At 71.5% G+C, this 21,832-nt stretch carries 27 protein-coding genes and 1 pseudogene; 14 read left to right on the forward strand and 14 right to left on the reverse strand.

Annotated features, from left to right (window positions below):
• Positions 1-247: 247 nt before the first annotated feature.
• The 5 genes from groL to ACIBUY_RS31370 all read left to right on the forward strand — a co-directional run bounded on the left by groL (position 248) and on the right by ACIBUY_RS31370 (position 5,074).
• The gene (gene groL, locus ACIBUY_RS31350) at positions 248-1,873 is read left to right on the forward strand and encodes a chaperonin GroEL (RefSeq protein ID WP_365566683.1); all 1,626 of its coding nucleotides are present in this window, start codon (positions 248-250) and stop codon (positions 1,871-1,873) included.
• 129 nt (positions 1,874-2,002) lie between these two features.
• The gene (locus ACIBUY_RS31355) at positions 2,003-2,689 is read left to right on the forward strand and encodes a DUF6215 domain-containing protein (protein WP_399154387.1); all 687 of its coding nucleotides are present in this window, start codon (positions 2,003-2,005) and stop codon (positions 2,687-2,689) included.
• 92 nt (positions 2,690-2,781) lie between these two features.
• Entirely contained in the window at positions 2,782-3,279 is a 498-nt protein-coding gene (locus tag ACIBUY_RS31360) for a SigE family RNA polymerase sigma factor (protein ID WP_365566681.1), read from the forward strand.
• Positions 3,272-3,772, forward strand: coding sequence for a hypothetical protein (locus ACIBUY_RS31365; RefSeq protein WP_399154388.1), 501 nt, complete (start codon positions 3,272-3,274; stop codon positions 3,770-3,772). Before ACIBUY_RS31360 ends, ACIBUY_RS31365 begins: the two co-directional genes overlap by 8 nt.
• A gap of 99 nt (positions 3,773-3,871) precedes the next feature.
• The gene (locus ACIBUY_RS31370) at positions 3,872-5,074 is read left to right on the forward strand and encodes a hypothetical protein (protein ID WP_399154389.1); all 1,203 of its coding nucleotides are present in this window, start codon (positions 3,872-3,874) and stop codon (positions 5,072-5,074) included.
• Between the two features lie 31 nt (positions 5,075-5,105).
• On the opposite strand, the gene ACIBUY_RS31375 is transcribed toward ACIBUY_RS31370, so the two are convergent.
• On the reverse strand, positions 5,106-5,399 hold the full coding sequence (locus ACIBUY_RS31375; RefSeq protein ID WP_399154390.1) for a hypothetical protein: 294 nt from the start codon (positions 5,397-5,399) through the stop codon (positions 5,106-5,108).
• A gap of 46 nt (positions 5,400-5,445) precedes the next feature.
• Entirely contained in the window at positions 5,446-5,964 is a 519-nt protein-coding gene (locus ACIBUY_RS31380; RefSeq protein ID WP_399154391.1) for a hypothetical protein, read from the reverse strand.
• Between the two features lie 57 nt (positions 5,965-6,021).
• Here ACIBUY_RS31380 and ACIBUY_RS31385 point away from each other — a divergent pair, with 57 nt between their 5' ends.
• Genes ACIBUY_RS31385 through ACIBUY_RS31395 form a run of 3 tightly spaced genes read left to right on the forward strand, consistent with a single transcriptional unit; the run spans position 6,022 to position 7,467 of the window.
• Positions 6,022-6,528: a sigma-70 family RNA polymerase sigma factor gene (locus tag ACIBUY_RS31385; RefSeq protein ID WP_365566676.1), complete on the forward strand. Its 507-nt coding sequence runs from the start codon at positions 6,022-6,024 to the stop codon at positions 6,526-6,528.
• On the forward strand, positions 6,525-7,202 hold the full coding sequence (locus tag ACIBUY_RS31390; RefSeq protein WP_365566675.1) for a hypothetical protein: 678 nt from the start codon (positions 6,525-6,527) through the stop codon (positions 7,200-7,202). Before ACIBUY_RS31385 ends, ACIBUY_RS31390 begins: the two co-directional genes overlap by 4 nt.
• A gap of 43 nt (positions 7,203-7,245) precedes the next feature.
• Entirely contained in the window at positions 7,246-7,467 is a 222-nt protein-coding gene (locus ACIBUY_RS31395; protein ID WP_365566674.1) for a hypothetical protein, read from the forward strand.
• A gap of 40 nt (positions 7,468-7,507) precedes the next feature.
• Here ACIBUY_RS31395 and ACIBUY_RS31400 read toward each other — a convergent pair whose 3' ends face one another.
• From ACIBUY_RS31400 to ACIBUY_RS31420, 5 genes are all read right to left on the reverse strand, one after another.
• Positions 7,508-9,199 (reverse strand): carboxypeptidase-like regulatory domain-containing protein, encoded by a 1,692-nt coding sequence (locus tag ACIBUY_RS31400; protein ID WP_399154392.1) that lies wholly within the window; start codon positions 9,197-9,199, stop codon positions 7,508-7,510.
• Positions 9,189-10,853, reverse strand: coding sequence for a hypothetical protein (locus ACIBUY_RS31405; RefSeq protein ID WP_365566672.1), 1,665 nt, complete (start codon positions 10,851-10,853; stop codon positions 9,189-9,191). Before ACIBUY_RS31405 ends, ACIBUY_RS31400 begins: the two co-directional genes overlap by 11 nt.
• A 145-nt stretch (positions 10,854-10,998) precedes the next feature.
• Complete coding sequence (locus tag ACIBUY_RS31410; RefSeq protein ID WP_365566671.1) at positions 10,999-11,706, reverse strand: hypothetical protein; 708 nt, start codon at positions 11,704-11,706, stop codon at positions 10,999-11,001.
• Between the two features lie 28 nt (positions 11,707-11,734).
• Entirely contained in the window at positions 11,735-12,010 is a 276-nt protein-coding gene (locus ACIBUY_RS31415; RefSeq protein ID WP_399154393.1) for a DUF397 domain-containing protein, read from the reverse strand.
• On the reverse strand, positions 11,991-12,830 hold the full coding sequence (locus ACIBUY_RS31420; RefSeq protein ID WP_399154426.1) for a Scr1 family TA system antitoxin-like transcriptional regulator: 840 nt from the start codon (positions 12,828-12,830) through the stop codon (positions 11,991-11,993). Before ACIBUY_RS31420 ends, ACIBUY_RS31415 begins: the two co-directional genes overlap by 20 nt.
• Positions 12,831-12,910: 80 nt before the next feature.
• On the opposite strand from ACIBUY_RS31420, the gene ACIBUY_RS31425 reads away from it, so the two are divergent.
• Complete coding sequence (locus ACIBUY_RS31425; protein WP_399154394.1) at positions 12,911-13,171, forward strand: hypothetical protein; 261 nt, start codon at positions 12,911-12,913, stop codon at positions 13,169-13,171.
• On the forward strand, positions 13,168-13,371 hold the full coding sequence (locus ACIBUY_RS31430; protein WP_365566854.1) for a hypothetical protein: 204 nt from the start codon (positions 13,168-13,170) through the stop codon (positions 13,369-13,371). Before ACIBUY_RS31425 ends, ACIBUY_RS31430 begins: the two co-directional genes overlap by 4 nt.
• 12 nt (positions 13,372-13,383) lie before the next feature.
• Here ACIBUY_RS31430 and ACIBUY_RS31435 read toward each other — a convergent pair.
• The 4 genes and pseudogenes from ACIBUY_RS31435 to ACIBUY_RS31450 all read right to left on the reverse strand — a co-directional run.
• Positions 13,384-13,638 (reverse strand): annotated as a pseudogene (locus ACIBUY_RS31435) (helix-turn-helix domain-containing protein); the annotation flags it as partial.
• 280 nt (positions 13,639-13,918) lie between these two features.
• Entirely contained in the window at positions 13,919-15,421 is a 1,503-nt protein-coding gene (locus tag ACIBUY_RS31440; protein ID WP_399154395.1) for a PTS transporter subunit EIIC, read from the reverse strand.
• Positions 15,422-15,467: 46 nt separating this feature from the next.
• Complete coding sequence (gene murQ / locus ACIBUY_RS31445) at positions 15,468-16,409, reverse strand: N-acetylmuramic acid 6-phosphate etherase (protein ID WP_399154396.1); 942 nt, start codon at positions 16,407-16,409, stop codon at positions 15,468-15,470.
• A gap of 140 nt (positions 16,410-16,549) precedes the next feature.
• Positions 16,550-17,479, reverse strand: coding sequence for a MurR/RpiR family transcriptional regulator (locus ACIBUY_RS31450; protein WP_365566667.1), 930 nt, complete (start codon positions 17,477-17,479; stop codon positions 16,550-16,552).
• A 105-nt stretch (positions 17,480-17,584) separates the two neighbouring features.
• On the opposite strand from ACIBUY_RS31450, the gene ACIBUY_RS31455 reads away from it, so the two are divergent.
• The 3 genes from ACIBUY_RS31455 to ACIBUY_RS31465 all read left to right on the forward strand — a co-directional run bounded on the left by ACIBUY_RS31455 (position 17,585) and on the right by ACIBUY_RS31465 (position 18,709).
• A complete protein-coding gene (locus tag ACIBUY_RS31455) occupies positions 17,585-17,974 on the forward strand; it encodes a hypothetical protein (RefSeq protein ID WP_399154397.1) in 390 nt (129 codons plus the stop codon).
• The gene (locus ACIBUY_RS31460) at positions 17,971-18,237 is read left to right on the forward strand and encodes a DUF4031 domain-containing protein (protein WP_365566665.1); all 267 of its coding nucleotides are present in this window, start codon (positions 17,971-17,973) and stop codon (positions 18,235-18,237) included. Before ACIBUY_RS31455 ends, ACIBUY_RS31460 begins: the two co-directional genes overlap by 4 nt.
• Positions 18,238-18,325: 88 nt before the next feature.
• Positions 18,326-18,709, forward strand: a complete 384-nt coding sequence (locus ACIBUY_RS31465) for a DoxX family protein (protein WP_365566664.1) — start codon at positions 18,326-18,328, stop codon at positions 18,707-18,709.
• On the opposite strand, the gene ACIBUY_RS31470 is transcribed toward ACIBUY_RS31465, so the two are convergent.
• Positions 18,699-19,907: a Cmx/CmrA family chloramphenicol efflux MFS transporter gene (locus ACIBUY_RS31470; RefSeq protein WP_399154427.1), complete on the reverse strand. Its 1,209-nt coding sequence runs from the start codon at positions 19,905-19,907 to the stop codon at positions 18,699-18,701. The two genes, ACIBUY_RS31465 and ACIBUY_RS31470, sit on opposite strands and share 11 nt — an antisense overlap.
• A gap of 162 nt (positions 19,908-20,069) precedes the next feature.
• The gene (locus ACIBUY_RS31475; RefSeq protein ID WP_365566663.1) at positions 20,070-20,723 is read right to left on the reverse strand and encodes a hypothetical protein; all 654 of its coding nucleotides are present in this window, start codon (positions 20,721-20,723) and stop codon (positions 20,070-20,072) included.
• A gap of 30 nt (positions 20,724-20,753) precedes the next feature.
• Between ACIBUY_RS31475 and ACIBUY_RS31480 the strand changes: the two genes are divergently transcribed.
• Positions 20,754-21,428, forward strand: a complete 675-nt coding sequence (locus tag ACIBUY_RS31480; protein ID WP_399154398.1) for a maleylpyruvate isomerase family mycothiol-dependent enzyme — start codon at positions 20,754-20,756, stop codon at positions 21,426-21,428.
• A gap of 61 nt (positions 21,429-21,489) precedes the next feature.
• Here ACIBUY_RS31480 and ACIBUY_RS31485 read toward each other — a convergent pair whose 3' ends face one another.
• A complete protein-coding gene (locus ACIBUY_RS31485) occupies positions 21,490-21,678 on the reverse strand; it encodes a hypothetical protein (RefSeq protein WP_365566661.1) in 189 nt (62 codons plus the stop codon).
• Between the last annotated feature and the right edge of the window lie 154 nt (positions 21,679-21,832).

Here is a 21,832-nt window from a genome sequence, read left to right on the forward strand (position 1 = left end):
TGCTGCGCGGGCGGGCGTGACCTGGGGTTATGTGGTACGGCCTTGCACTCGCATGGGTCGAGTGCTAATCATTGGGCTTAGCACTCTCCCAGTGAGAGTGACAGGCTGTACCCCTTAAAAACTTGGATCGAGTCGGTGAGGTCCGCAGGCCGGGTGGGGCAAGGAACCACAAGGACTGCAGGCCGTCCGTCGCGGGCACCAGCACGGTCCGTTTGCGTTTCCACCCCGTCCGGGAGGACCACTTCACATGGCCAAGATCATCGCGTTCGACGAGGAGGCACGGCGCGGCCTCGAGCGCGGCATGAACCAGCTCGCCGACGCCGTCAAGGTGACCCTGGGCCCCAAGGGTCGCAACGTCGTCCTCGAGAAGAAGTGGGGCGCCCCCACGATCACCAACGATGGTGTGTCCATCGCCAAGGAGATCGAGCTCGAGGACCCGTACGAGAAGATCGGCGCCGAGCTGGTCAAGGAGGTCGCGAAGAAGACGGACGACGTCGCCGGTGACGGCACGACGACCGCGACCGTCCTGGCCCAGGCGCTCGTTCGCGAAGGCCTTCGCAACGTCGCCGCGGGTGCCAACCCGATGGCCCTCAAGCGTGGCATCGAGAAGGCCGTCGAGGCCGTCTCCGCCGCCCTGCTCGAGCAGGCCAAGGACGTGGAGACCAAGGAGCAGATCGCTTCGACGGCCTCCATCTCCGCCGCCGACACCCAGATCGGCGAGCTCATCGCCGAGGCGATGGACAAGGTCGGCAAGGAAGGCGTCATCACCGTCGAGGAGTCGCAGACCTTCGGTCTCGAGCTCGAGCTCACCGAGGGCATGCGCTTCGACAAGGGCTACATCTCGGCGTACTTCGCCACCGACATGGAGCGTATGGAGGCGTCGCTCGACGACCCGTACATCCTGATCGTCAACTCGAAGATCGGCAACGTGAAGGACCTCCTTCCGCTGCTCGAGAAGGTCATGCAGTCCGGCAAGCCGCTGCTGATCATCGCCGAGGACGTCGAGGGCGAGGCCCTGTCGACCCTGGTCGTCAACAAGATCCGTGGCACCTTCAAGTCCGTCGCCGTCAAGGCCCCGGGCTTCGGTGACCGCCGCAAGGCCATGCTCGGCGACATCGCCATCCTCACCGGTGGCACCGTCATCTCCGAGGAGGTCGGCCTCAAGCTGGAGAACGCCGGTCTCGACCTGCTCGGCCGCGCCCGCAAGGTCGTCATCACCAAGGACGAGACGACGATCGTCGACGGCTCCGGTGACAGCGACCAGGTCCAGGGCCGCGTCAACCAGATCCGCGCCGAGATCGAGAACTCGGACAGCGACTACGACCGCGAGAAGCTGCAGGAGCGCCTGGCGAAGCTTGCCGGCGGTGTTGCGGTCATCAAGGCCGGTGCCGCGACCGAGGTCGAGCTCAAGGAGCGCAAGCACCGCATCGAGGACGCCGTTCGCAACGCGAAGGCGGCCGTCGAAGAGGGCATCGTCGCCGGTGGTGGCGTGGCCCTCCTCCAGGCCTCCGCGGTGTTCGAGAAGCTGGAGCTGCAGGGTGACGAGGCGACCGGCGCCAACGCCGTGAAGCTCGCGCTCGAGGCCCCGCTCAAGCAGATCGCCGTCAACGGTGGTCTCGAGGGTGGCGTCGTCGTGGAGAAGGTGCGCAACCTTCCCATCGGTCACGGTCTGAACGCCGCGACCGGCGAGTACGTCGACATGATCGCCGAGGGCATCCTCGACCCGGCCAAGGTGACGCGCTCCGCGCTCCAGAACGCCGCGTCGATCGCCGCGCTGTTCCTCACCACCGAGGCCGTCATCGCCGACAAGCCGGAGAAGGCGGGCGCTGCCCCGGCCGGCGGCGGCATGCCGGGCGGTGACATGGACTTCTGATCGACCCCGGTCGATCGACTGTCCTACGTTCCGAGGGCGGTACCTCCTCTTCGTGAGGGGGTGCCGCCCTCGGGCGTTATCGGTTACTGTCCCCGGGCACGTATGGGGGGATCACCGCAGGTGGGGGACATGAGCGACAGAACTGACGGGGCTGCGAAGGTCACGAACGTCTGGGGGCAGGCGATATCGGCCGTGGCCCTCGTGACGGTGTTCGTCATCGGGTTCTGGGCGCTCATGAGGACGCAGAACGCCGACGGTACAGGCGGCGACGCGAAGCCCGCGGCCTGCACCGGCGGGGCCGCAGAGAAGGGGGACGAGGCGGCGGGCCGCGTCCACGGGGCGCAGCTGTGCAAGGCCCTCAACCGCACCGACCTCGCCGCGCTCGTCGGCACCCCGGGCGAGGTCGCGAAGAGCGCGAGCGGCAGCGGGGGCTCGATCGGCACTGCCCCGCACCCCTCGGCGCGGGTCGAGCTCGACACGTACACCGTGACGCTGGCGGCGACGTACAACCGGCTCACGGTCGCCACGACCACCGAGCTGCTCGGCGCCGAGGTCACACCGCGCAAGGTGCTCGGCCGCACCGGGGCCCTCTACTCCGACCGCACCATCGGCATCGGCTTCCGCCTCGACGGCAGCGACGCGACCAGCACGCCGGGCGTCCCGGCGCGGGTCCTCGTCGTCCCGCTGCACGCCAAGGACAGCGGCGGCTTCTTCGAGCTGACCCTGTGGCGCGCGGACGGCGGCGTGCCGGACGACGCGACGCTGCTCAAGGTCGCCGACCGGGTGCTGCCGACCGTTCCCGGATGGGCTTCCTAGAACTTTTCTTCCCCGGGGTGTCAACCGGCGGCGGGCCGCCAGGTCTATAGACCACGACAGCACGTACGGGGAGCAGCACGGGGAGCACGGCAGTGACCGCTGAGGAGTTCGAGGAGTTCTACGCCCATGCGGTCGGGCGGCTCACCGGGCAGCTGTACGTCATGCTCGGCGATCTGCAGGAAGCGCAGGACGTCGTGCAGGAGGCGTTCGTCAGGGCGTGGAGCCGGCGCGGACGGCTCGACCGGGAGTCCGCGCCCGAGGCCTGGATACGGACCGTGGCCTGGCGGCTCGCGGTGCGGCGCTTCAAAGGGCTGCGGCGCAGCGAGCAGGCCTGGCTGCGGCACGGCGGGGCGCCGCCCGTGGGCGCGCCCGAGCCCGGCAGCGTCGCGCTCGTCGAGGCGCTGAAGGGGCTCTCCGCACAGCAGCGCCGGGTCGTCGCCCTGCACTACATCTGCGATCTGTCCGTCGAGCAGACAGCGGCCGAGACCGGCCTGTCCACCGGCACCGTGAAGACCCATCTGTCCCGGGGCAGGGCCGCCCTTGCCGACCGTATGCAGGACCCTCGCGCGCAGGAGGCGCACCGTGACTGAGCAGCAGCGCGACGAGCACGGCCTGGCCGAGGCGCTCAAGGACCTGGCCGCGTCCGGCGGGCGGCAGACCACCCCGTGGCCCGGCCCGGTGATCCGGGCCCGCGGCGACCGGCTGCGGCGGCGCCGCCTGACCGTCGCCGCGGCCGCCGCGGTCGTGCTCTGCGCCGGGTCGGGCGCGGCCGTGGCGTCCGGTCTCCTGGCGGACGGGCCGCGTACGGTGCAGCCCGCCGACACCGGGCGGCCGCTGCCCGCGCCGTCGTCCGGGCCGCCGTCCACGGCGCCCGGCGCAGCGACCACGTCGCCGCCGCAGGGGTCGGTGCGCACGTCGCAGCCGCCGGCGACCGCGAGCTCCACCGAGACCGACGGCGCGTCCGATGCGCCGACGGGGACACCGTTCGGTACGCCGACCAGTACGTCGACCGGTACGTCGACGGGCACCCCGTTCGGCAGCGGCTCCAGCACGCCGACCGCGCCGGACACGTCCACCCCGTAGCACCGCACTCGCACTCGCACCCGCATCCACCCGCCGACCGGCGGCGCCCGCACGACGCGCCGCCGGGCGGTCCCGCACGCGCAGAAACGGAGCTCCCGGATGCCCGCGGCCCTCCTCGAAGCACCTCCTGTACGTCCTCAACCCACGCCCCGGCGAAGGAAGTTGAGGCGGTTGAGGTGGTTGAGACGACTGAGCGACCTCGACCGGACGGTCCTCGTGACCTATCTGGTCACCCGGCTCGCGCTGCTCGTGACCGCGTACTGCGTGGCCCGGCTGTTCCCCGCCGACCCCGACGCCAAGCGGGCGCGGCCGCTGCTCTCGGTGTGGGAGCAGTGGGACTGGTGGCACTACCGGCGCATCGCCGAGTTCGGGTACTTCCCCGGGGCGGGCCGGGCCGACGACAACGCCGAGGCGTTCTTCCCCGGGTTCCCGCTCGTGCTGCGCGCCGTGCACCTCGTCGTGCCGCACTGGACGCTCGCCGGGCTGCTGATCTCGCTGGTGTCGGGCGCCGTCGCCGCTCTCGCCCTCGCGCGCATCGCGGGCGGCGGCGCGGCGGGCGGCCGGGCCGTGCTGCTCCTGCTGCTGTCGCCGTGCGCGGTGTTCCTGGCCGCCGGGTACACCGAGGCGCTGTTCCTCGCGCTCGCGCTGCCCGCGTGGCTCGCGGCGCGGCGCGACCGGTGGGCCCTCGCCGGGGTGCTCGCCGCGGCCGCGACGGCGGTGCGGATCAGCGGGCTCTTCCTGACGGCGGCGCTGCTGGTCCAGTTCCTGGTGACGTACAGAGGAAATCGGCAGTGGTGGCGGCGGTGGCGGCGGCTGTCGTGGCTGGCGCTGCCCGTGCTGCCCGCGTTCGCGTACACGGCGTACCTGCGGGCCGAGACCGGGGACTGGATGGCGTGGAAGCACGCGCAGGAACGCGGCTGGTACCGCGAGTTCCACCCGCCGTGGGAGGCCTGGGCGCACACCTGGAGCACGGCCTTCGACGGGGCGTACCCCACCGGGTACGCGCTGCTGTGCCAGGCCGAACTGCTCGCGATGCTGCTCGGGCTCGGCCTGCTCGGCTGGTTGCTGCGCGGCCGCCGCTGGCCCGAGGCGACGTACGTGGCGCTCACGCTGTGGGCGCTCGGCACCTCGTACTGGTACACGTCGGTGCCGCGCGCGACGCTGCTGTGGTGGCCGCTGTGGACGGGCCTGGCCGCGTGGACGCTGCGCAGGCCGCGGGCGGCGACCGTCCTGCTGTGCGGCCTGACCCCGCTGACCACGCTGTACGCGGTGGTGTTCCTGACCGGACGCTGGGCCGGATAGGGCCCGGACAGGCCCTGAGGTGCCTGAGGCGCTACCGGGTGACCGGGGTCTCCTGGTAGCTGCTCCAGGCGTCGCGGCCCGCGTGCGCCGCGCTCTGGGCCGCGGTCTGCGCCTGGTGGAAGGCGCGGGAGGCCAGCTCGGTGGGCGGCACCTCCCAGCTGCCGGTCCAGGTGCGGCCCGCGCGGGCCAGCTCGTAGACGAGGACGCCGACGCCCGCGGCGGCGGCGAGCATGCCGACGCCGGTGAGCACGGCGCCGGTCACCAGACGCCGCTGGTCCGGGCGGAACTCGGTCAAGGAAATCTTGGAAAGCGTGCTGTCAGCCATGGGGCCAGAATGCGCGAGCGGCTGCGGGCCCGCATGTGGAGCGTGCTCAGTCGACGGAGTCGGGGCAGGCGCCGTCGGCCACGGTGAAGCTCACGGACTCGTACCCCGCGGCCTTCGGGGCGCGGCGGGCGAAGGCGTGCAGGCACAGGGCGGTCTCGGTGCCGCGCGCGGTGACCGTGTAGTCGGCGTTCTCCGGGCCGCCCTTCCACAGGTCGGCCGTCGCGGGTGCGGAGGCCGCGGTGACGGTCAGGCCGTCGGCGGGCCCGTCGCCGTGCTCGGCGATCTTCTCCGCGACGACCTCCTCGTACATGCCGCTGCCGGGGCCGACGGCCGGGTCCTGCGACAGCTCGGCGGTGGCCCCGCTCACCGCGGAGCGCAGCCCGGCGTCGTCCCAGCCGCCCTTGAACAGGTCCGGGTGGTACAGCCAGAACATGCCGCCCGCGGCGAACAGCAGCGAGCCGACGATGAGGGTCATCCCGGCGGGGTTGTGCGGGTTGTAGACATAGCGGTTCGTGCCCCATTTGCTGCGTATGAAGACGCGGTCGTCGGCGCGGTGGTCGTCCATGACCCCATCTTCGTACGGGAGTTGGCGGGAGTTGTCGCGAGCGGTAAGGGAATCGCCGTGCCCCGGCGTGGAGAGGGCGTGGAGCAGTTGGAGTTCAGGGAGTTCTACCGCGCCAGTCAGCGTGACTGTCTGCGGACCGTGCTCGCGTGTGTGGGTGACCGGCAGCTCGCCGAGGACCTCGTGGCCGAGGCGTACGCCAGGGCCTGGGCGTCCTGGGCGAAAGTGGCCCGGCATCCCGCGCCGCGGGCGTGGATCGTGCGGACGGCGCTCAACACCCGGGTGTCGTGGTGGCGACGGCGCCGCCGGGAGATCGTCGTCGACGGTGTCCCGGAGGCCGCCGCCGTCGAGCCGCCGCGGGGTCTGGACCCCGGGCTGCTCGCCGCGCTGCGCGAACTGCCGCGCCGGCAGCGGGAGGTGATCGCCCTGCGGGTCTTCCTCGATCTGGACACCCGCGCGACGGCGAAGGCCCTGGGGATCGCCGAGGGGACCGTCACCGCCCACATGTCGCGGGCCGTCACGACGTTGCGCGCCCAATGGATGACAGCGGAGGCGAGAGGGTCATGAGGAACGAAGGACCGGACGGGACGACGGACGTGCGGGACGTGCGGGACGTACGGAACGTGCTGCGCGAGGCGTTCGACGACGTGGCGATGGGGGTGCCGGTCGAGCGGATCGAGGCGGCGGGGCGGGCGCGCAGGCGTCGGCGGCGGGTGGGCTCAACTGCCGCCGCCTGTGCGGTCGTTGCCGGGGCCGCGCTCGTGGTGCAGGGCATCGGCAGCGGCTCGGCGCCGCCTGCGCAGGCCGGGGACAGTACGGGGGCGCGGGCGGTCCATGTGCGTACGGCCGCGTACAGCGTGGACACGAAGACGGACGGCACCGTGCACGTGACCTGGGACAAGGATCGGTACTTCAGCGACCACGCAGGGGTCCAACAGGCTCTGGAGCAGGCCGGGTTCCCGGTCCTGATGAAGGTCGGGGAGTTCTGCAAGGCGCCGGGCGACCCCGACGTCGGCCCGAGCGGGATCGGCCCCGGCGTCGACAAGGTGATGCGGGGGGAGAGGGAGGACGACGGGCGGGTCACGTTCGTCTTCACCCCGTCCGCGATGCCGGAGGGCAAGCAGCTGTTCATCGGGTACCTGAACGCCGAGCAGCTGGCGGTGACGCACGGACGTCCGGGTTCCATCGAGCGGCTCGTGCCGACGGACGGCCCGCTGACGTGCACGACCGATGTGCCGTAGGTGACTTCGGCCGCGTTGGGTCGTTGCGCGAGGTATGTGGGAAATGAGGCTCGATGACGAGCTGTTGAGCAAGGCCGTACGGGTTGCCGCCGTGACGGCGGGTGTGACGGCCGTGGCTGCCGTGGCGGTGTCCGCCGCCGCGGCGACCGCGTTCGCGGTCGCCGACCCGGAGCCGCCGGGTGAGCACACCGTGATCATGTCGAACGAGGAGTACGAGCAGTACGTGGCGCTGCTGGAGGCGGAGCGGGAGGGGTGGCTGCCGTGACGCGGGGCCGCTCCCCGGTGGCGGGGAGCGGCCCGGGACGTCAGCGCACGTCCACGTAGTCCTCGTAGGACGTGCTGTAGAAGTGCGTGCTGTCGCCCGATGCGAAGTACCGGATCACCCAGGTGCCGTCCTTCGTGGCCTTGCCCGTCAGGGCGACCCAGCCGGTGGAGTCGGTCTTCCCGGCCGTGACGTAGGACCAGGTCGTCGAGCCCTTGGGGCGGAAGTAGAGGCTGACCCGGGTGTTCTTCATCGGCTTCCAGCCGGAGTTGGCCTCCTGGAGGAAGCCGGTGACGCGAACGGGCTTGCCCTTGGTGACCGGCTCGGGGCCCGCGTTCAGGGACGCGATGCGGGTGGCGCGGCGGGTGAGGTGGGCGACGGGGCCCGTCGACTCGGTGAACCGGTCGGTCAGCGGGTGGTGGACGCGGTAGTAGCCGCCGGTGCCCGCCGCGGACGTGATGCTGAAGTCGTTGCTGTTCCAGCCCTGGACCGTCGCCGAACCCGCCTTCTTCCAGCCGGACGTGCCGTCCTTGGAGTACTCGACGACGATCGGCTCGTTCTGCGTGTTCGTGAGGGAGCCGTCGGTCGCGTACGTCGCGCCGAGCGCACCGGTGACCGTGACCTTGCCGTTCGCGGCGAGCGTGGCGTGCACGCCGGTGAAGCGGGACTCGGCGGGCGAGTACAGGGGGCCCGTCGCCCCGCCCGAGAGGTACCGGTCGACGGGGGTCACGGTGTAGGTGTCCGCGTTGAACAGGCCGGTGGCCGCCGCGAGTTGGGCGGTGTACGCGCCCGCGGCGTCCGTGGTGACCGTGCGGGACGGGCCGTTCGGGACCGCGACCCGTACGTCCGTGCCCGCGATCGGGGTGCCGTCGGCCTTGTCGGTGACCTTGCCCGTGATCGTGGCACTCTGGCCGGGCAGCACCCGGATCCGGTCGGACGCGGCGGTCACCGTCACGTAGCGCGGCTGCCACGAGTACACGTACGTCTCGGCGGACGCGTTGCCGTGCACCTGCGCGCTGTCCTCGGCGAACGACGCCTTGAACGTGTCGCCGATGTCGACCGTGAAGTCGGCCGCGAACTCGCCCGTCGCCGACGTGACCCGCGGCGTGGACCCGCCGTCGGCCGGCTTGGTGCGGTCGAGGGTGACCGTGCGGCCGTCCAGCGGGACCAGGTCGCCGGAGCCGGGCTGGATGCCGGTGAGGGTGCCGGTGACGTGGGTGGTGCGGTCCTGCCAGGACGGGACGGACAGGTCGACGGCGAGCTGCGGGCGCAGCGTGAAGTCGAGGACGCCCGCGTCCTTGCGGGTGGTGGTGTGGCCCGCGCTGTCGGTGGCCGTCACGTCGATGGCGTACCGGCCGAGGGCGGGGATCGTGCCCTGGTCCTCGGCCAGCTTCAGGACGCGGTCCGCCGGGAGCTTGAACGTCCCTTTGGACCAGGTGAGTTCGGTCAGGTGCGCCGCCTCGGCGACGACGGTGTCGCCGCTGCGGACGGTCGCCGACACATCGGTCAGCGTGGCGCCCGCGGTGTCCGTCCAGGCGGTCACCGAGAAGGTGCCGCGCTGGGCGGGGTCGGTGACGGCCCGGCCGACGCCAACCGGCGCGGGCGCGTCGGCGGCCGACGCGGGCAGCGGGAGCAGGACGAGGGCGCAGGCCGCGGCGGTGGCGGTCAGCAGGACGGGGGTGCGGGTGGGCACGGGGTGCGTCTCCTTGCCGGACTGGCCGTGGTCAGCGGACATCGAGGTACTTGGACGGGGTGTCGCTGTAGAAGTGCTGGGCGTTCGGGTTGAGCACGATGACCCAGGTCCCGTCGCCGTACTCCGCCTTCAAGGAGTACGAGATCTTCCCGTACGAGCCGGTCGAGGCCTTCTTGACCCAGTACCACTGCGGGTCGCCCTTGGGCTTGAAGAGCAGCAGCGTCGCGGCGCCCTTGTAGCCGTGCCACTTCCCGCCCCAGTACTCCTGCAGGGTGGCGCTGACGGTGAACCGGCCGTTCTTGTACGGGCGGCTCGGGCTCGCCGAGAACGACGTGAACCGGGTCAGGGTCCGCTTCAGGTGCACGGACGGCGTGTTGAGCGCGAGGAAGCGGTCCGTCTCCGCGTGCACGATGCGGTAGTACGCGTTGACGAAACCGCTCGTCGTGATGGTGATGGGGCAGTACCCCGCGGTGCCGCCCTCGGCGACGCCGTTCTTCAGCGTGTGCCAGGACCTGCCGTCCGCCGAGTACTGGAGGGTGACCTTCTCGTCGCCGCAGTAGTCCGCCTTCATGCGGGCGGTCGCGGTCACCGTTCCGTCCGCGTCGAGCGTGGTCTTCACGTTCGTGTACGTGAAGGCCCTCGGGACGGCCACCGGTCCCTGGAAGTACGGGAACTTCGCCAGGTACACCGAGGGCTGCACGAAGGTGCTGACGGTGCCCGAATAGCCGGGCCGCACCGCGTACGTGAAGACGCCGTTCGCGTCGGCGGTGCCGCTGCCGAGCCGCCCGGAATACGTGTAGTCGTAGGTGTCGGGCACCGAACGCGCACTGACGACCGGCGCCCCGGTGAAGGGCTTCCAGCCCGCGTCGGTGAACCGCTCGACGCGGCCCGTCACCTGCACCGGGTCGCCCGCGTGCACGCGCTTCTTGTCGAGCCCGCCGCTGATCCGGTACGAGGTCTTCGCCACGGGCAGTTCGGGTACGCCGAAGCCCTGGTCGGCGGCCGACGCGTCGGTCGCCCGGACGGTGGCGGTGCCGCCGACCACCGCGGCCTGCGGGGTGACGCCGAGGGAGAACGAGCCGTCGGCGCCGACCACGGCCGTCTGCTTCAGGTCGCGCCAATCGTCCGAGTACAGACGGAAGTTGACGTCCACCTCGGTGCCCTCGGGCGCCGGGCCCGTGGTGCCGGTCGCCGGGTCGAAGGTGTCGGCGTGACCGGTGAGCGTGGCCGAGCGGTTCACGTAGTCGGTGGTCGCCCGGTCGAAGGAGAGCTTGGTGACACCCGTGTGCGGGCGGTAGTCGAGGGTGCCGCCGGTCCAGGTGCCGGTGGTGCCGTCCGGGAGGCGGTAGTCGACGGTGACCGGGTAGCGGCCGTGCGCGGTGCCCTCGGGCAGCCGGACGGGCTCGTCGGTGTCCCAGAGGTTGTAGTCGCGGTACGTGAACGCGTCCGTGGTCAGCAGCGTCGCGGCGTCCGGGGCCGACGAGGCGAGCACGTTCACGCGCACGGACAGCGTGTTGTACGGCAGCCCGATCTCGAGCCGCCCGTCGTCGAGGGTGGCCGCGGTCACGGTCACCTGGGTGGCGGCGACGGCGGCGGACGGCGCGAGCACGGCGCCGGAGGCGGCGAGCCCCGTGCTCAGGGCGAAAACGGCCGCCGCGCGCACCGAGGCACGCGGCAGCAAGCGCACATGGCGCATGGATGGACCCCCCACAGGTCTGTGATCCGGCCGCGCGACAGAAGGCGGCCGGTACGCGCGTCATTCATCGCGCCTCGCGCAGAATAGCGGGGCTGTGAAGGACCTGTGAGGGGCGGGTGTGTTCCTGGGTCGGCCGGGGGCGGGGTCAGTTCATGCGGGCGCTGAGGGTGCGGACGATCTGCCGCAGCACCTTGTCGCTCCAGTTCCGGTCCGCCTTCGGGTACTCGCCGACGCCGGACGCCGTGGACGAGCCGCTCACCTCGAACTGGTACGGGCCCTGGTAGCAGACCAGGTCGCCCTGCGACAGGTCGGGGGAGTGGCAGCCGGCCGGGCCGAGCGACGTGCCCAGGTCCCGGAACTCCTTCTTGTACTTCGGTGCGTCCTTACGCGCGTCGGCCAGATCCTCCTCGTAGTGCTTGCGGACGAGGGGCGTGTCGGCGACGGCGGTGAACGTGACCTGGATGTTGCTGTTGCCGTCGCTCTCGTACTTGTCCGGCAGCCCGAACGTGAACTTGCAGCCGCCCGTGGGCACGTCGCCGGTCGTGCCCGGTTCGGCCTCGGACAGCGGGTCGAAGTTGAGGATGGTGACCTTGATCGGCTGCCGCTTGACGTCCTTCGCCTGCGGCAGGACCGCCTCTATCTCCTGGTCGCTCAACACCGTGCAGGCATTGGGCCATTCGGCCAGGGGCAGCGACCCGTTCGCCGGCGACCGCGCGGCCAGCTTCGCCCCGGACGGCTTCGCCGCCCCGAACTTCAGCGCGGGCACGTCCTTGCTGCACCCCGTCGCCGCGAGCAGCAGGGTTCCGGCCACGGCCATCGTGAGGGCCAGGCTTGTGTGGTGCCGTATGGGCATGGTTGTTGTTCCCCCGTGAGTCGAACGGTCAGGCTTGCCGGGCCAACCCTGCAACGAACGCGGACCAGGCTGCCGCCCGGAACGTGAGTTTGGGCCCGGCCGGATCCTTTGAGTCGCGGACCGGGATCAACCCGGGTTGGTTGTAAGTGACTTCGAGGCAGTCGCTGCCGTCGCCGCCGCTGTACGAGGACTTGTGCCAGGTGGCTACTTCTACGCAGTTGCTGCCCTCGCCGCCGCTGTACGAGGACTTGTGCCAGGTCCAGGAGGCGTCGTTCAGATCGTGCTCAAGGGTGCTGTTCCTCATGGGTGTAATCCTGCGCCACGGACTCGATCAGGGCCAGGGACTGCCTGGGGGTGAGTGCGCTCGCGCTGACGAGGTCGAAGGACAACTCGTTGCGAGTGACCGTCGCCGTGTCGTCCAACAACTGGCCTGTTGCGGGCGCCTCGATGAAGGTGAGTGGGGGTGCGTCGTCGAAGTACATGATCTTCAGTGCGCCGTGCAGGGAGGCGTGGCCGCCTGCCGCGAAGGGCAGCACCTGGACGAGGACGCGCCGCTCGCGCATGAGAGAGGCGATGTGGCGCAGTTGGCGGGCCATCACCTCGGCTCCACCGACCGGCCTGCGCAGCGCCGCTTCGTCCAGAACCACCCACAACACCGGCTTTGTTGGATCGTTGAGGAGCCCCGTGCGTTCCATCCGGTTCGCCAGCAGTTCATCGATCGCCTTGTCCGGCGCGGTGGGCTGGAAGTCCAGGAAGACCGCGCGGGCGTAGTCGGGGATCTGGAGCAGGCCGGGGATGAGCATCGCCCCGTACTCCCTGATCTCGGTTGCCAAGGCCTCCGCCTCGGCCGCTTCCGCGAACTGCTCAGGGTGCTTGGAACGGTTCGCCTTGGCGCAGTTCCGCCCGAAAAAACCATCCGCACCCAGCAGCTCATCAAGGCGCTCGGCCATGTCCGGCAGCACGCGGCGCGTACCCGCCTCCATCTGGCCCACATACGAACCGCTCACGAACAACAGCTCACCCAGGGCCTGTTGGGTCATGCCCGCTCTCTCGCGGGCGTGGCGGAGCTCTTCGCCGATCATGATGCGGCGTGATGAGGGGTCGAGGTCCTTGGGTCCCGTCATGGCGATCAACTCCCGTGGCAGCAGTACGGCTTGTTGGGCCGTCGCATCTGGCAAGCGTAGAGGCGATCCCGTCACGCTGAGTGGCGAAAGCGGAACTCGGCGTGGAGGTGCAGGCGATGGTGGTGCGGGACGCGGAGCGGTTGCGGGTGGTCGAGGAGGTGATCGCCCAACTGCGGGCAGAGCTCGGGGTGTTGGGCGTGCTGCTGCCGTCGCTGCGGGTCGATCCGGTGTCGGCGGCGGGCGAGGTCGCGTATCCGCTGGTGGATCTGGGGTGCGTGAACCTGGATACGGCGATGCGGCTCGTCGCGGTGCTGCACGAGCGGGCCGGGGGCGTGCGGTGAGGATCGGCGCGTACGTGATCGACGTACGGGACGGGCGGGTCGGGCAGGTGATGGGGCGCGAGGGCGGTTACGTGCAGTTGCGGCCGCCGGGTGGTGGGTGCGAGTGGGACTGCCCGCCGGACAGCGTCGAACCGGCGCCCGTGGGCGAGGAGTTGAGGGCTCGGGTCCGCGTGGTCAACCGGGAGGGGCGGTTGCCGTGATCGCGTGTGACGTCAGGCCGCCGAGTGCGCCGTGAACGTCACTGTTTCGTGGTGTGCGTCGATGTCGATGTTCAGGGACGCGTCCAGCGCGACGGCCAGGCGGCGCAGCAGGGGCAGCGTGGGGATGGCGTCGGCGCCTTCGACCCGGGAGATCTTCGCCTGGGTGAGGCCCGCGAGCTCCGCGAGTTGTGTCTGCGTGAGGCCCAGTTCCCGGCGGCGGTCGTAGACGGCCTTGGCGAAGGCCATGGCGAGGCGGATCTCGGCGCGCTCGGCCTCCGCTTCGGGGGGCTCGGTGTAGCCCTCGGCGAGCTTCCTCTCGCGGGCGAGTTTCCACCGGGTGTGGGTCTTCGAGTGCCTCCGCTCTCGGGCCGGTCGTAGGTCGAGTGTGCCGGGTCGTGCTCGCGTTCACAGAGTTTGCGCAGGAGTACCGCGCGATCGACCTGACCGCGTTCCAGCATCCGGGTTTTCCGGAAGACCGTGAGAAGCACGATGCGCCGGAACGAGTGATGGGGCGCTCTGCGGCAGAGTGCCCCATCTGGTGGCGTGGTCAGACCTTCGCCGGTTCCTTCGGCGGGGTCGCGGCCGGTGCCGGGTCGGGCTTCGCCGCGTCCTCGGGGGCCGTGTTCAGGTCGAGCAGCATCTGCTTGCTGAAGCCGAAGAAGTACGTGGCCAGGAAGCCGACCACGTAGCCGACGAGGAGGCCGCCGCCGTAGATGGCGATCGTGGAGCCCAGGCCGTGGTTGCCGTCGAGCAGCGGGAACAGGGCCCAGCCGGACGGGCCGATGGCCGTCGAGCCGACCTTGTCGCCGAGCATCGAGAAGAAGCCGATGAACGCGCCGCCCGCCGCGCCGCCGACGCAGGCCGTGATGAACGGGCGGCCGAGGGGGAGCGAGACGCCGTAGATCAACGGTTCGCCTACGCCCAGGAAGCCTGCGGGGAGTGCCGACTTGATCGTCTTGCGGATCGACGCGTTGTGCTTGAGCCGCTTGAACACCGCGATGGCGCAACCGACTTGGCCCGCGCCCGCCATCGCCAGGATCGGGAGCAGGACCGTGTAGCCCTGCTGCTCGATGAGGGTGGTGTGGATCGGGATGAGGGCCTGGTGCAGGCCCAGCATGACCAGCGGGAGGAAGAGGCCGCCGAGGACCAGGCCCGCGAACGCGCCCGTGTTGTCGAGGAGCCAGTTCGCTGCTGTTCCGATGCCCGTGGAGACCTCGCCCGCCACGTACATCAGGCCGAAGATCGTGACCAGGCCGGAGATCAGCACCGTGAGGGTCGGGGTGACCAGGACGTCGATCGCCTCCGGGACCCACTTGCGGCACCACTTCTCGACGTAGACCGCGAGGACCGCCGCGCCCAGTGCGCCGAGCACACCGCCCTGGCCGGGCGAGAGCTTCTGGCCGAACGCCGTGATGTTCGCGACGCCGGGGAAGACGATGATGGCCGCGACCGCGCCGCCGAGGATCGGCGTGCCGCCGAACTCCTTCGCCGTGTTGAGGCCGACGAAGACCGCGATCAGCGCCATGAAGCCGGAGGCCATCGCGGCGAGGGCGGGGGTGACGGACGTCAGCCAGCCCAGGTTCACCAGCAGGCCGTTGATGCCCGCGATGATGCCGCAGCCGATCAGGGCCGGGATCAGGGGCACGAAGATGTTGGCGATCCTGCGGAGGAACAGCTTGAAGGGCGTGGCGTTCTTCGCCTTCTGCGCTGCCCTCAACTCGGCGCCCTGCGCGGCCAGTTCATCGGCAGTGGTGGCGTGTGCGGTGGTGGCGTGTACCGCTGCCGCCGGGCGGCCTTCCGCTACGAGCTTCTCGAACTCCGGGGTGACCCGGGCGACCTTCCCCGGGCCGAGGACGATCTGGTACGTCTCGTCCTCGACCACGCCCATGACGTCGGGCAGGGCCTTGAGCGCCTCGTCCTGGACGAGGGAGCGGTCCCTCAGGCCGAGGCGGAGCCGGGTCATGCAGTGGACTACGGAGGTGACGTTCGCGGCGCCGCCCACGAGGGGGAGGATCGAGGCCGCCACGTCGCGGTTCTTGTTCTCAGCCATGGTGCGTGCTGCCTTGCTGTGCGAATTACGGGGAGGAGTAAGGGAGTTACGAGGTCGCGGCCGCCGCGAGTGCGGCGCGCAGGTGGCCGTGCGACTCGGTCAGGAGGCGGGCGGCCGTGGGGCCGTCGACCTCGCCGAGGACGACGAGGATGGCGTTCTTCACCTCCCCGTCCGTCGCGGCGAGTGCGGCCTCGATGGCGGCGTCGTCGGCGCCCGTGGCCAGGGAGACGATGCGGCGGGAGCGGGCCCGCAGCTTCTCGTTCGACGCGCGTACGTCGACCATGAGGTTCCCGTACGTCTTGCCGAGCCGGATCATGGTGATCGTCGAGAGCATGTTGAGGACGAGCTTCTGTGCTGTGCCTGCCTTCAACCGCGTGGAGCCGGTGAGGAGTTCGGGGCCGACCACGACCTCGATGCCGTGGTCGGCGGCGGCCGCGAGCGCGCTGTCCGCGTTGCAGGACAGGCCGATGGTGAGCGCGCCGCAGCGGGCCTTCGCGTGCTCGACCGCGCCGATCGCGTACGGGGTGCGGCCGGAGGCGGAGATGCCGACGACCACGTCGTTCGCGGTCAGGTTCAGCGCGTCCAGGTCCTCGGCCGCCAGCTCCTTGGAGTCCTCCGCGCCCTCGACCGCCGTGACCATCGCGGACGGACCGCCCGCGATCAGGCCGACGACCTCGCTCGGGTCCGTGTTGAAGGTGGGCGGGCACTCGGAGGCGTCCAGGACGCCGAGCCGGCCTGCCGTGCCGGCGCCCGCGTAGATCAGGCGGCCGCCGCGGGCCATGCGCTCGGCCGTGCCGTCGATCGCGGCGGCGATGCGGGGGAGCTGCGCCGCTACGGCGGTGGGGACGGAGGCGTCCTCGCCGTTCATGATCTTGGCGATCTCCAGGGTGGACTGCTGGTCGATCTCGGCGAGCTCGGGCCGGAACGCCTCCGTCGTGAGGGTGGCCAGTTGGGCGCGGAGGTCGCTGTACGGGGCGTCGGTGGACATCGTCGTCTCGGGGCTTTCTGTGCGGCGGGTTTTTGTGCGGGTGGCGGGGTGGCGTCTGCCGGGCTAGGTGGCGTTGCCGTGTGCGGGCTCGTCGTGGCTGGTCGCGCAGTTCCCCGCGCCCCTGAGATGCCTGCGGCATCTCATGACCGGCCTCCACGGGAAGAGGCCTGGTGGCGGTGGGCCAAGGCCTCGTAGGACGCCGACAGGGCCGGGGCCGCCGACTCGTACGTGCGCTGGGCCACGCCCACGAACAGGCAGTCCACGACGAGGAGTTGACTCGTGCGGGACGACATCGCCGCGGGACGCAGTTCGCTCTCGCGGGCGATGGACGTGGTCAGGATGTGGTCGGCGTACTGCGAGACCGGGGCGTCCGGGCGGCCGGTGATCGCGATCGTGGTCGCACCGTGCTCGAAGGCGACGCGCAGCGGTTCGATGACGTCGCCCGTCGTGCCCGAGTGCGTGATGGAGATGGCGACGTCCCCGGAGCGGAGCGTCACCGCGTTCGTGACCGCGAGGTGCGGGTCCGAGTGCGCGTACGCGATCTGCCCGATGCGCAGCAGCTTCTGCGCGAGGTCCTGGGCGACGAGCCCGGAGGCGGCCATGCCGTAGATCTCGACGCGGCGGGCCCCGGCCAGCGCGTTCACCGCGGCGCCGAGCTGGGCCATGTCGAGCCCGGCGGCGGTGTCGGCGAGGGTCTGCTGCTCGTCGTAGGCGAGCTTGGCGACCACGTCGGAGATCGGGTCGTCGACGGCGATGTCGGCGGTGACGGCGGGCGCCCGGCCCGACTGCTGCTGGGCGGCGAGCCCGGCGAGGGCGAGGCGCAGGTCCCGGTAGCCGGGGTAGCCGAGCAGGCGGGCGGTGCGGACCACCGTCGCCTCGCTCGTGCCGGTGAGCTCGGCGAGGCCGGTGACCGTGAGGGCGGCGCAACCTGCGGGGTCCCCGGCGACCGCTTCGGCGACCCGCTGCATGGACCGGGTCATCGACGGGGCGAGGGTGCGCACCTTGGCCGCGAGGGCCGCGGGGGCGGGCGGCGCGTCGCTGGCGAAACTTTCCTTCACGTCATTGCTCACGTTCTGAAAGATATTTTCGGAACCTCGGGCGGGTCAAGAGTCGAACGGGCGGGACGTAGGTCACACAGCGCGGCGGGCGGGGCGGACGGGCGGACAATGGGGGGCATGGATTCCGTCAGCCCGCTGGAACAGGCCCTGCACGCCGCCCGCGCCCTCGTCCTCGCCGACCTCAAGGCGGGGGACGCTGTCGACGGCATGGACGCAGCCGTCGTCTCGCTCGTCGAGGAGTCGATCGCCTCGCGCCGCTGGTGGGTCGAGCAGTGGCCCGAGGGCGTGGAGTACGTGACGGGGCTCGTCGCCCAGGACGTGCAGGACGGGCTGCTCGAGCGGTACGGGCGCTGGCCGCTGTGCCCGGTGTGCGGTCCCGGCTCGGGCCACGAGGGGCCGCACGCGCTCGACGTCGAGCCGGAGCTGGGCGCGGACCCGCACTGGGTGTGCTCGGAGGCGGGCGTCGTGGTGGCGCCGGTGGGGTCCCTGGGGACGGTGGCCGGGTGACGGTCTACATAGACCCGCCGAACTGGCCGGGCCACGGCCGGATGTGGTCGCACCTCGTGAGCGACGTCTCGTTCGACGAACTGCACGTGTTCGCCGAGAAGTTGGGCGTGCCGGGCCGGGCCTTCGAGCGCGATCACTACGACATTCCGTCGCACCGTTACGCGGACGCGGTGCGGGCGGGGGCGGTCGAGATCGGGTCGAAGGAACTGGTGCGGCGGATCACGGAGGCGGGCCTGCGCCGGCCGAAGGGCCGTCCCGCGTAGAACAGCACGCGTCCGTGTCACAGAACGGTGGGGCTGTCTCGTCCCAGGTGCAGGAAGACGAGAGCCGACAGCCGAACCGGGAGTGACGATGAACCTGGCGTTGTGGATCGTGACGGGACTGCTGGCCGCCGTGGCCCTGGGCGGCGGCATCACCAAGACGTTCGTCCCCAGGGAGAAGCTGGCCGCCGCCCACGGCGGGGGCTGGACCGCGGGCGTCGGCCCCGGCTTCGTGAAGACCCTCGGCGTGCTCGAACTCCTCGCCGCGGCGGGCCTGGTGCTGCCCGCCGCGGTCGGCGTCGCGCCCGTCCTCGTACCGGTGACCGCGGTCTGCTGGGTGCTCCTGATGGTCGGCGCGATGATCACCCACGGCCGGCTCGGGGAGCGGGGGTTCGTGGCGGTGAACGCGGTCTATCTCGCGCTGGCCGTGGTCGTGGCGTGGGGCCGCTTCGGGCCCGGGGCGTTCAGCGGGTGACGGCCGGGGCCGGTTCGGCCGCGGGGGCGGAGCCCGTCACGACCTTCGACGCCGTACGCCGGTGCAGGCGCAGCGACACCGCCGTCAGGCCGAGCGCGGCCACCGTCATGGCGCCGCCCGCCCAGGCCGTGGCGGAGAAGCCGAGGTCCGCGTCGATGACCGTGCCGCCGAGCCAGGGGCCGCCCGTGTTGCCCAGGTTGAAGGCGGCGGTGGTGGTCGCCCCGGCCAGGGTGGGTGCGGCGCCCGCGACGTTGAACATGCGGGCGTTGAGCGCCGGGGCCGTGTAGAACGCGGACAGGCCAAGGAGGAAGGACAGGGCCACGGCCGCGATCGCGAACCGGCCGAGCACGGCGAGCGCGGCCAGGAAGACCGTGGAGGCCAGGATGCCGGTCAGCAGGACGCCGAAGAGGTGCGCGTCCGCGATCCGGCCGCCGACCGTCGTGCCGACGAGCGCCCCGATGCCGAACAGGGCGAGCACCGCGGGCACCCAGCCCTCGTCGAGCCCCGCCACGTCCGTGAGCAGCGGCGACAGATAGCTGAACGCGCAGAAGACGCCGCCCGCGGCGAGCGCGGTGACGGCCACCGACAGCCACACCTGGCGGTCCCGGTAGATGCTCAACTCGCGCTTCAGCTGCGGGCGTTCGGCCGGGAGAGGGATGGTCGGGACCATCGTCAGGATGCCGACGAGGGCGATCGCCGAGGCCGCGCCCACGGCCCAGAAGGCCGCCCGCCAGCCGAGCCCGTCGCCGAGGAAGGCACCGGCGGGGACGCCGAGCACGTTCGCGATCGACAGGCCGCCGATCATCACGGCCATGGCGCGGGCCCGCTGGTTCACCGGGACCATGGCGATGGCGACGGCCGCGCCGACCGCCCAGAATCCGGCGCAGGCGAGGGCGGACACGACGCGGGAGGCGAACAGGACCGCGTACGTCGGAGCGAGCGCGCCCGCTATCTGGCCGAGGCCGAACACGGTGATGAGCGAGATCAGGGTGGTGCGGCGGGGCAGGCGCAGGGTCGCCACGGCGAGCAGCGGGGCGCCCACCACCATGCCGATCGCGAACGCCGAGATCAGCAGTCCGGCCTGCGGGATCGTGACGTCCATGTCGTCGGCGACCGCGGGGAGCAGCCCGGAGAGCATGAACTCGCTCGTGCCGAGGGCGAAGACGCTCAGGCCGAGGATGTAGACGGCCAGGGGCATGCGGGTGGGCGGGGCAGCGGGGGACGCGTCGGGGGACGTAGGCGGCATGTAAGAAGTCAACCGGAGGTGAGGGAGTGGCATTCCCGCACGCGGACCACTCCTGCCCCGTCTCAGTCCGTGAGCTCGGTCCGTGAGCTCGGTCCGTCAGCTCGGTCCGTGAGCTCAGTCCGTGAGCAGTTCCAGCTCGGTCGTGAGGTTCTCCCGGGCCCGCGCCTCCCAGTGCGCGGCGCCGTGCGGGGTCCTGAACAGCCGTGGCAGGTCGAGGAGTTGGCGCAGCACGGCGGCGCGCCCTGACCGGAACGCCTCGTCGGGCACGAATCCGTACTCCTCGCGGACGGCGCGCGTGTACGCGGCGTACGCGTCCGGTGGCGCGGCCAGGATCGCCAGGTCGGCGTCGCACAGCACCTCGCCGTTCGCGTCGCCGTCGGCCGGGTCGTGCGTGACGGTGAGGAGCACGAGGCGGACGACCTCGCCCACCCCCTTGCCGGCGAGCCCGGCCTCGGCGAGGGCGCGCTCGGCGAGGGCCGCGGACCGCTCCTCGTTCTCGGAGCGGTCCGGCCGGTACACCGCGTCGTGGAACCAGGCCGCGAGCCGCACGAGCTCCGGGTCGTCGGCGTGCTCCGCCAGTACGTCGATGTGGTCGAGGACCGCGCGGAGGTGGTCGGTGGTGTGGTATCGGCGCTGCGGTTCGCACCAGCGGGCCAGCAGGTTGTCGGCGTACGGGTACGGGTCGGGGCCGGCGTCTCCCGTCGTCGCCCGCAGGGTGCGGGCGAAGCGCTCGCGCAGCCCCCGCGGATCCTCGTCCTCGTACGTCATGGGACGACCCTAACGCCCTACCGTGTGGCCATGACTGCAGACGCCGTACGCGACAACGCCCGCGACCCCGAGCTGCCCGGGCGCCTTCTGGTGGCCGAACGCGACGCCCTGATACCGCTGTTGAGGGCGCGGCCCGACGCGGATTTCGAGCTGCGGACCGCGTGTCCGGGGTGGACCGTACGGGATGTGCTCGCGCACTGTTCGGCCGCGCTGAGCCGGGTCGTGGAGAGCCGCTTCGAGGAGGGCGTCTTCAGCCCCGAGTGCAACGACCGGGACATCGCCGAGCGGGCGGCCCTGTCGCACCAGGAGGTCGTGGACGAGCTGGAGCGCGGGATGACCGGGGCGGGCCCGGCGATCGCACGGGCGGGCGGGAGGCTCGACGGCGTGGCGCTCGGGGAGTGGGTGCACGCGGGGGACATCCGTGAGGCGTTCGGTGAGCCCGGGGCGTACGAGGGGGCGGGCCTGGGGGCCGCGCTCGACCTGCTCGTGCGGATCAGCCGGGAGCGGGAGCACGTGGCGCTCCACGCGGACGTGGACGACCTGGACGAGCCGCTGGTGCTCGGGGCCGTGGGCGGGGACGGGCCGCCCGCGCGGTTCATCGGGGGTGCGGCGACGCTGGTGCGGTTGTACGCGGGGCGCCCGGTGGTGGGGGCGCGCTATGAACTGGCCGGGGTGAAGGAGCCGGAGCTCAATCTGTTCGGCTGAGCACGACCCAGTCCGGGGCCGGATCAGGCCAGGTCAGGTCAGGTCAGGTCGTCGGGCCAGGTCAGTGACGGGTGACGACGCCCGCGTCCCGATACAGGTCACGGTCGGTGTCTCCCAGCAGGACGACGCTGAACGCCGCCGCCGCGAAGACTCTGACGGCCCGCACCGCGTTCCCGACGCGGTGCGGGTGGTGTGCTCCGGTCGCCGCAGTGGCGCCGGACGGGGCCGGGGTGAAGGTCGCTGTAGTCATGCTTCAAGGATGCGAATCGGGCATTCCGTGCGCATCGCCCCCGAGGTGTAATCCGTGTACGACCTGCGGGGGACCCCGACCCTGAGGGACCCCGGGCAGGACTCCGGGTGCGCACGGCCCCGCGGAAAACCCGTGGCACCGGCAGCCGACCGTC

This window comes from Streptomyces sp. NPDC050085 (genome assembly GCF_044460595.1).
Classification (GTDB): Bacteria; Actinomycetota; Actinomycetes; order Streptomycetales; family Streptomycetaceae; genus Streptomyces.

Excerpts from the sequence above, each read along its gene's own strand:
- groL (WP_365566683.1), top strand. The coding sequence starts at position 248 with ATGGCCAAGATCATCGCGTTCGACGAGGAGGCACGGCGCGGCCTCGAG.
- ACIBUY_RS31355 (WP_399154387.1), top strand. The coding sequence starts at position 2,003 with ATGAGCGACAGAACTGACGGGGCTGCGAAGGTCACGAACGTCTGGGGG.
- ACIBUY_RS31370 (WP_399154389.1), top strand. The coding sequence starts at position 3,872 with ATGCCCGCGGCCCTCCTCGAAGCACCTCCTGTACGTCCTCAACCCACG.
- ACIBUY_RS31375 (WP_399154390.1), bottom strand. The coding sequence starts at position 5,399 with ATGGCTGACAGCACGCTTTCCAAGATTTCCTTGACCGAGTTCCGCCCG.
- ACIBUY_RS31380 (WP_399154391.1), bottom strand. The coding sequence starts at position 5,964 with ATGGACGACCACCGCGCCGACGACCGCGTCTTCATACGCAGCAAATGG.
- ACIBUY_RS31390 (WP_365566675.1), top strand. The coding sequence starts at position 6,525 with ATGAGGAACGAAGGACCGGACGGGACGACGGACGTGCGGGACGTGCGG.
- ACIBUY_RS31395 (WP_365566674.1), top strand. The coding sequence starts at position 7,246 with ATGAGGCTCGATGACGAGCTGTTGAGCAAGGCCGTACGGGTTGCCGCC.
- ACIBUY_RS31400 (WP_399154392.1), bottom strand. The coding sequence starts at position 9,199 with ATGTCCGCTGACCACGGCCAGTCCGGCAAGGAGACGCACCCCGTGCCC.
- ACIBUY_RS31405 (WP_365566672.1), bottom strand. The coding sequence starts at position 10,853 with ATGCGCCATGTGCGCTTGCTGCCGCGTGCCTCGGTGCGCGCGGCGGCC.
- ACIBUY_RS31410 (WP_365566671.1), bottom strand. The coding sequence starts at position 11,706 with ATGCCCATACGGCACCACACAAGCCTGGCCCTCACGATGGCCGTGGCC.
- ACIBUY_RS31415 (WP_399154393.1), bottom strand. The coding sequence starts at position 12,010 with ATGAGGAACAGCACCCTTGAGCACGATCTGAACGACGCCTCCTGGACC.
- ACIBUY_RS31420 (WP_399154426.1), bottom strand. The coding sequence starts at position 12,830 with ATGACGGGACCCAAGGACCTCGACCCCTCATCACGCCGCATCATGATC.
- ACIBUY_RS31440 (WP_399154395.1), bottom strand. The coding sequence starts at position 15,421 with ATGGCTGAGAACAAGAACCGCGACGTGGCGGCCTCGATCCTCCCCCTC.
- murQ (WP_399154396.1), bottom strand. The coding sequence starts at position 16,409 with ATGTCCACCGACGCCCCGTACAGCGACCTCCGCGCCCAACTGGCCACC.
- ACIBUY_RS31455 (WP_399154397.1), top strand. The coding sequence starts at position 17,585 with ATGGATTCCGTCAGCCCGCTGGAACAGGCCCTGCACGCCGCCCGCGCC.
- ACIBUY_RS31465 (WP_365566664.1), top strand. The coding sequence starts at position 18,326 with ATGAACCTGGCGTTGTGGATCGTGACGGGACTGCTGGCCGCCGTGGCC.
- ACIBUY_RS31470 (WP_399154427.1), bottom strand. The coding sequence starts at position 19,907 with ATGCCCCTGGCCGTCTACATCCTCGGCCTGAGCGTCTTCGCCCTCGGC.
- ACIBUY_RS31475 (WP_365566663.1), bottom strand. The coding sequence starts at position 20,723 with ATGACGTACGAGGACGAGGATCCGCGGGGGCTGCGCGAGCGCTTCGCC.
- ACIBUY_RS31480 (WP_399154398.1), top strand. The coding sequence starts at position 20,754 with ATGACTGCAGACGCCGTACGCGACAACGCCCGCGACCCCGAGCTGCCC.
- ACIBUY_RS31485 (WP_365566661.1), bottom strand. The coding sequence starts at position 21,678 with ATGACTACAGCGACCTTCACCCCGGCCCCGTCCGGCGCCACTGCGGCG.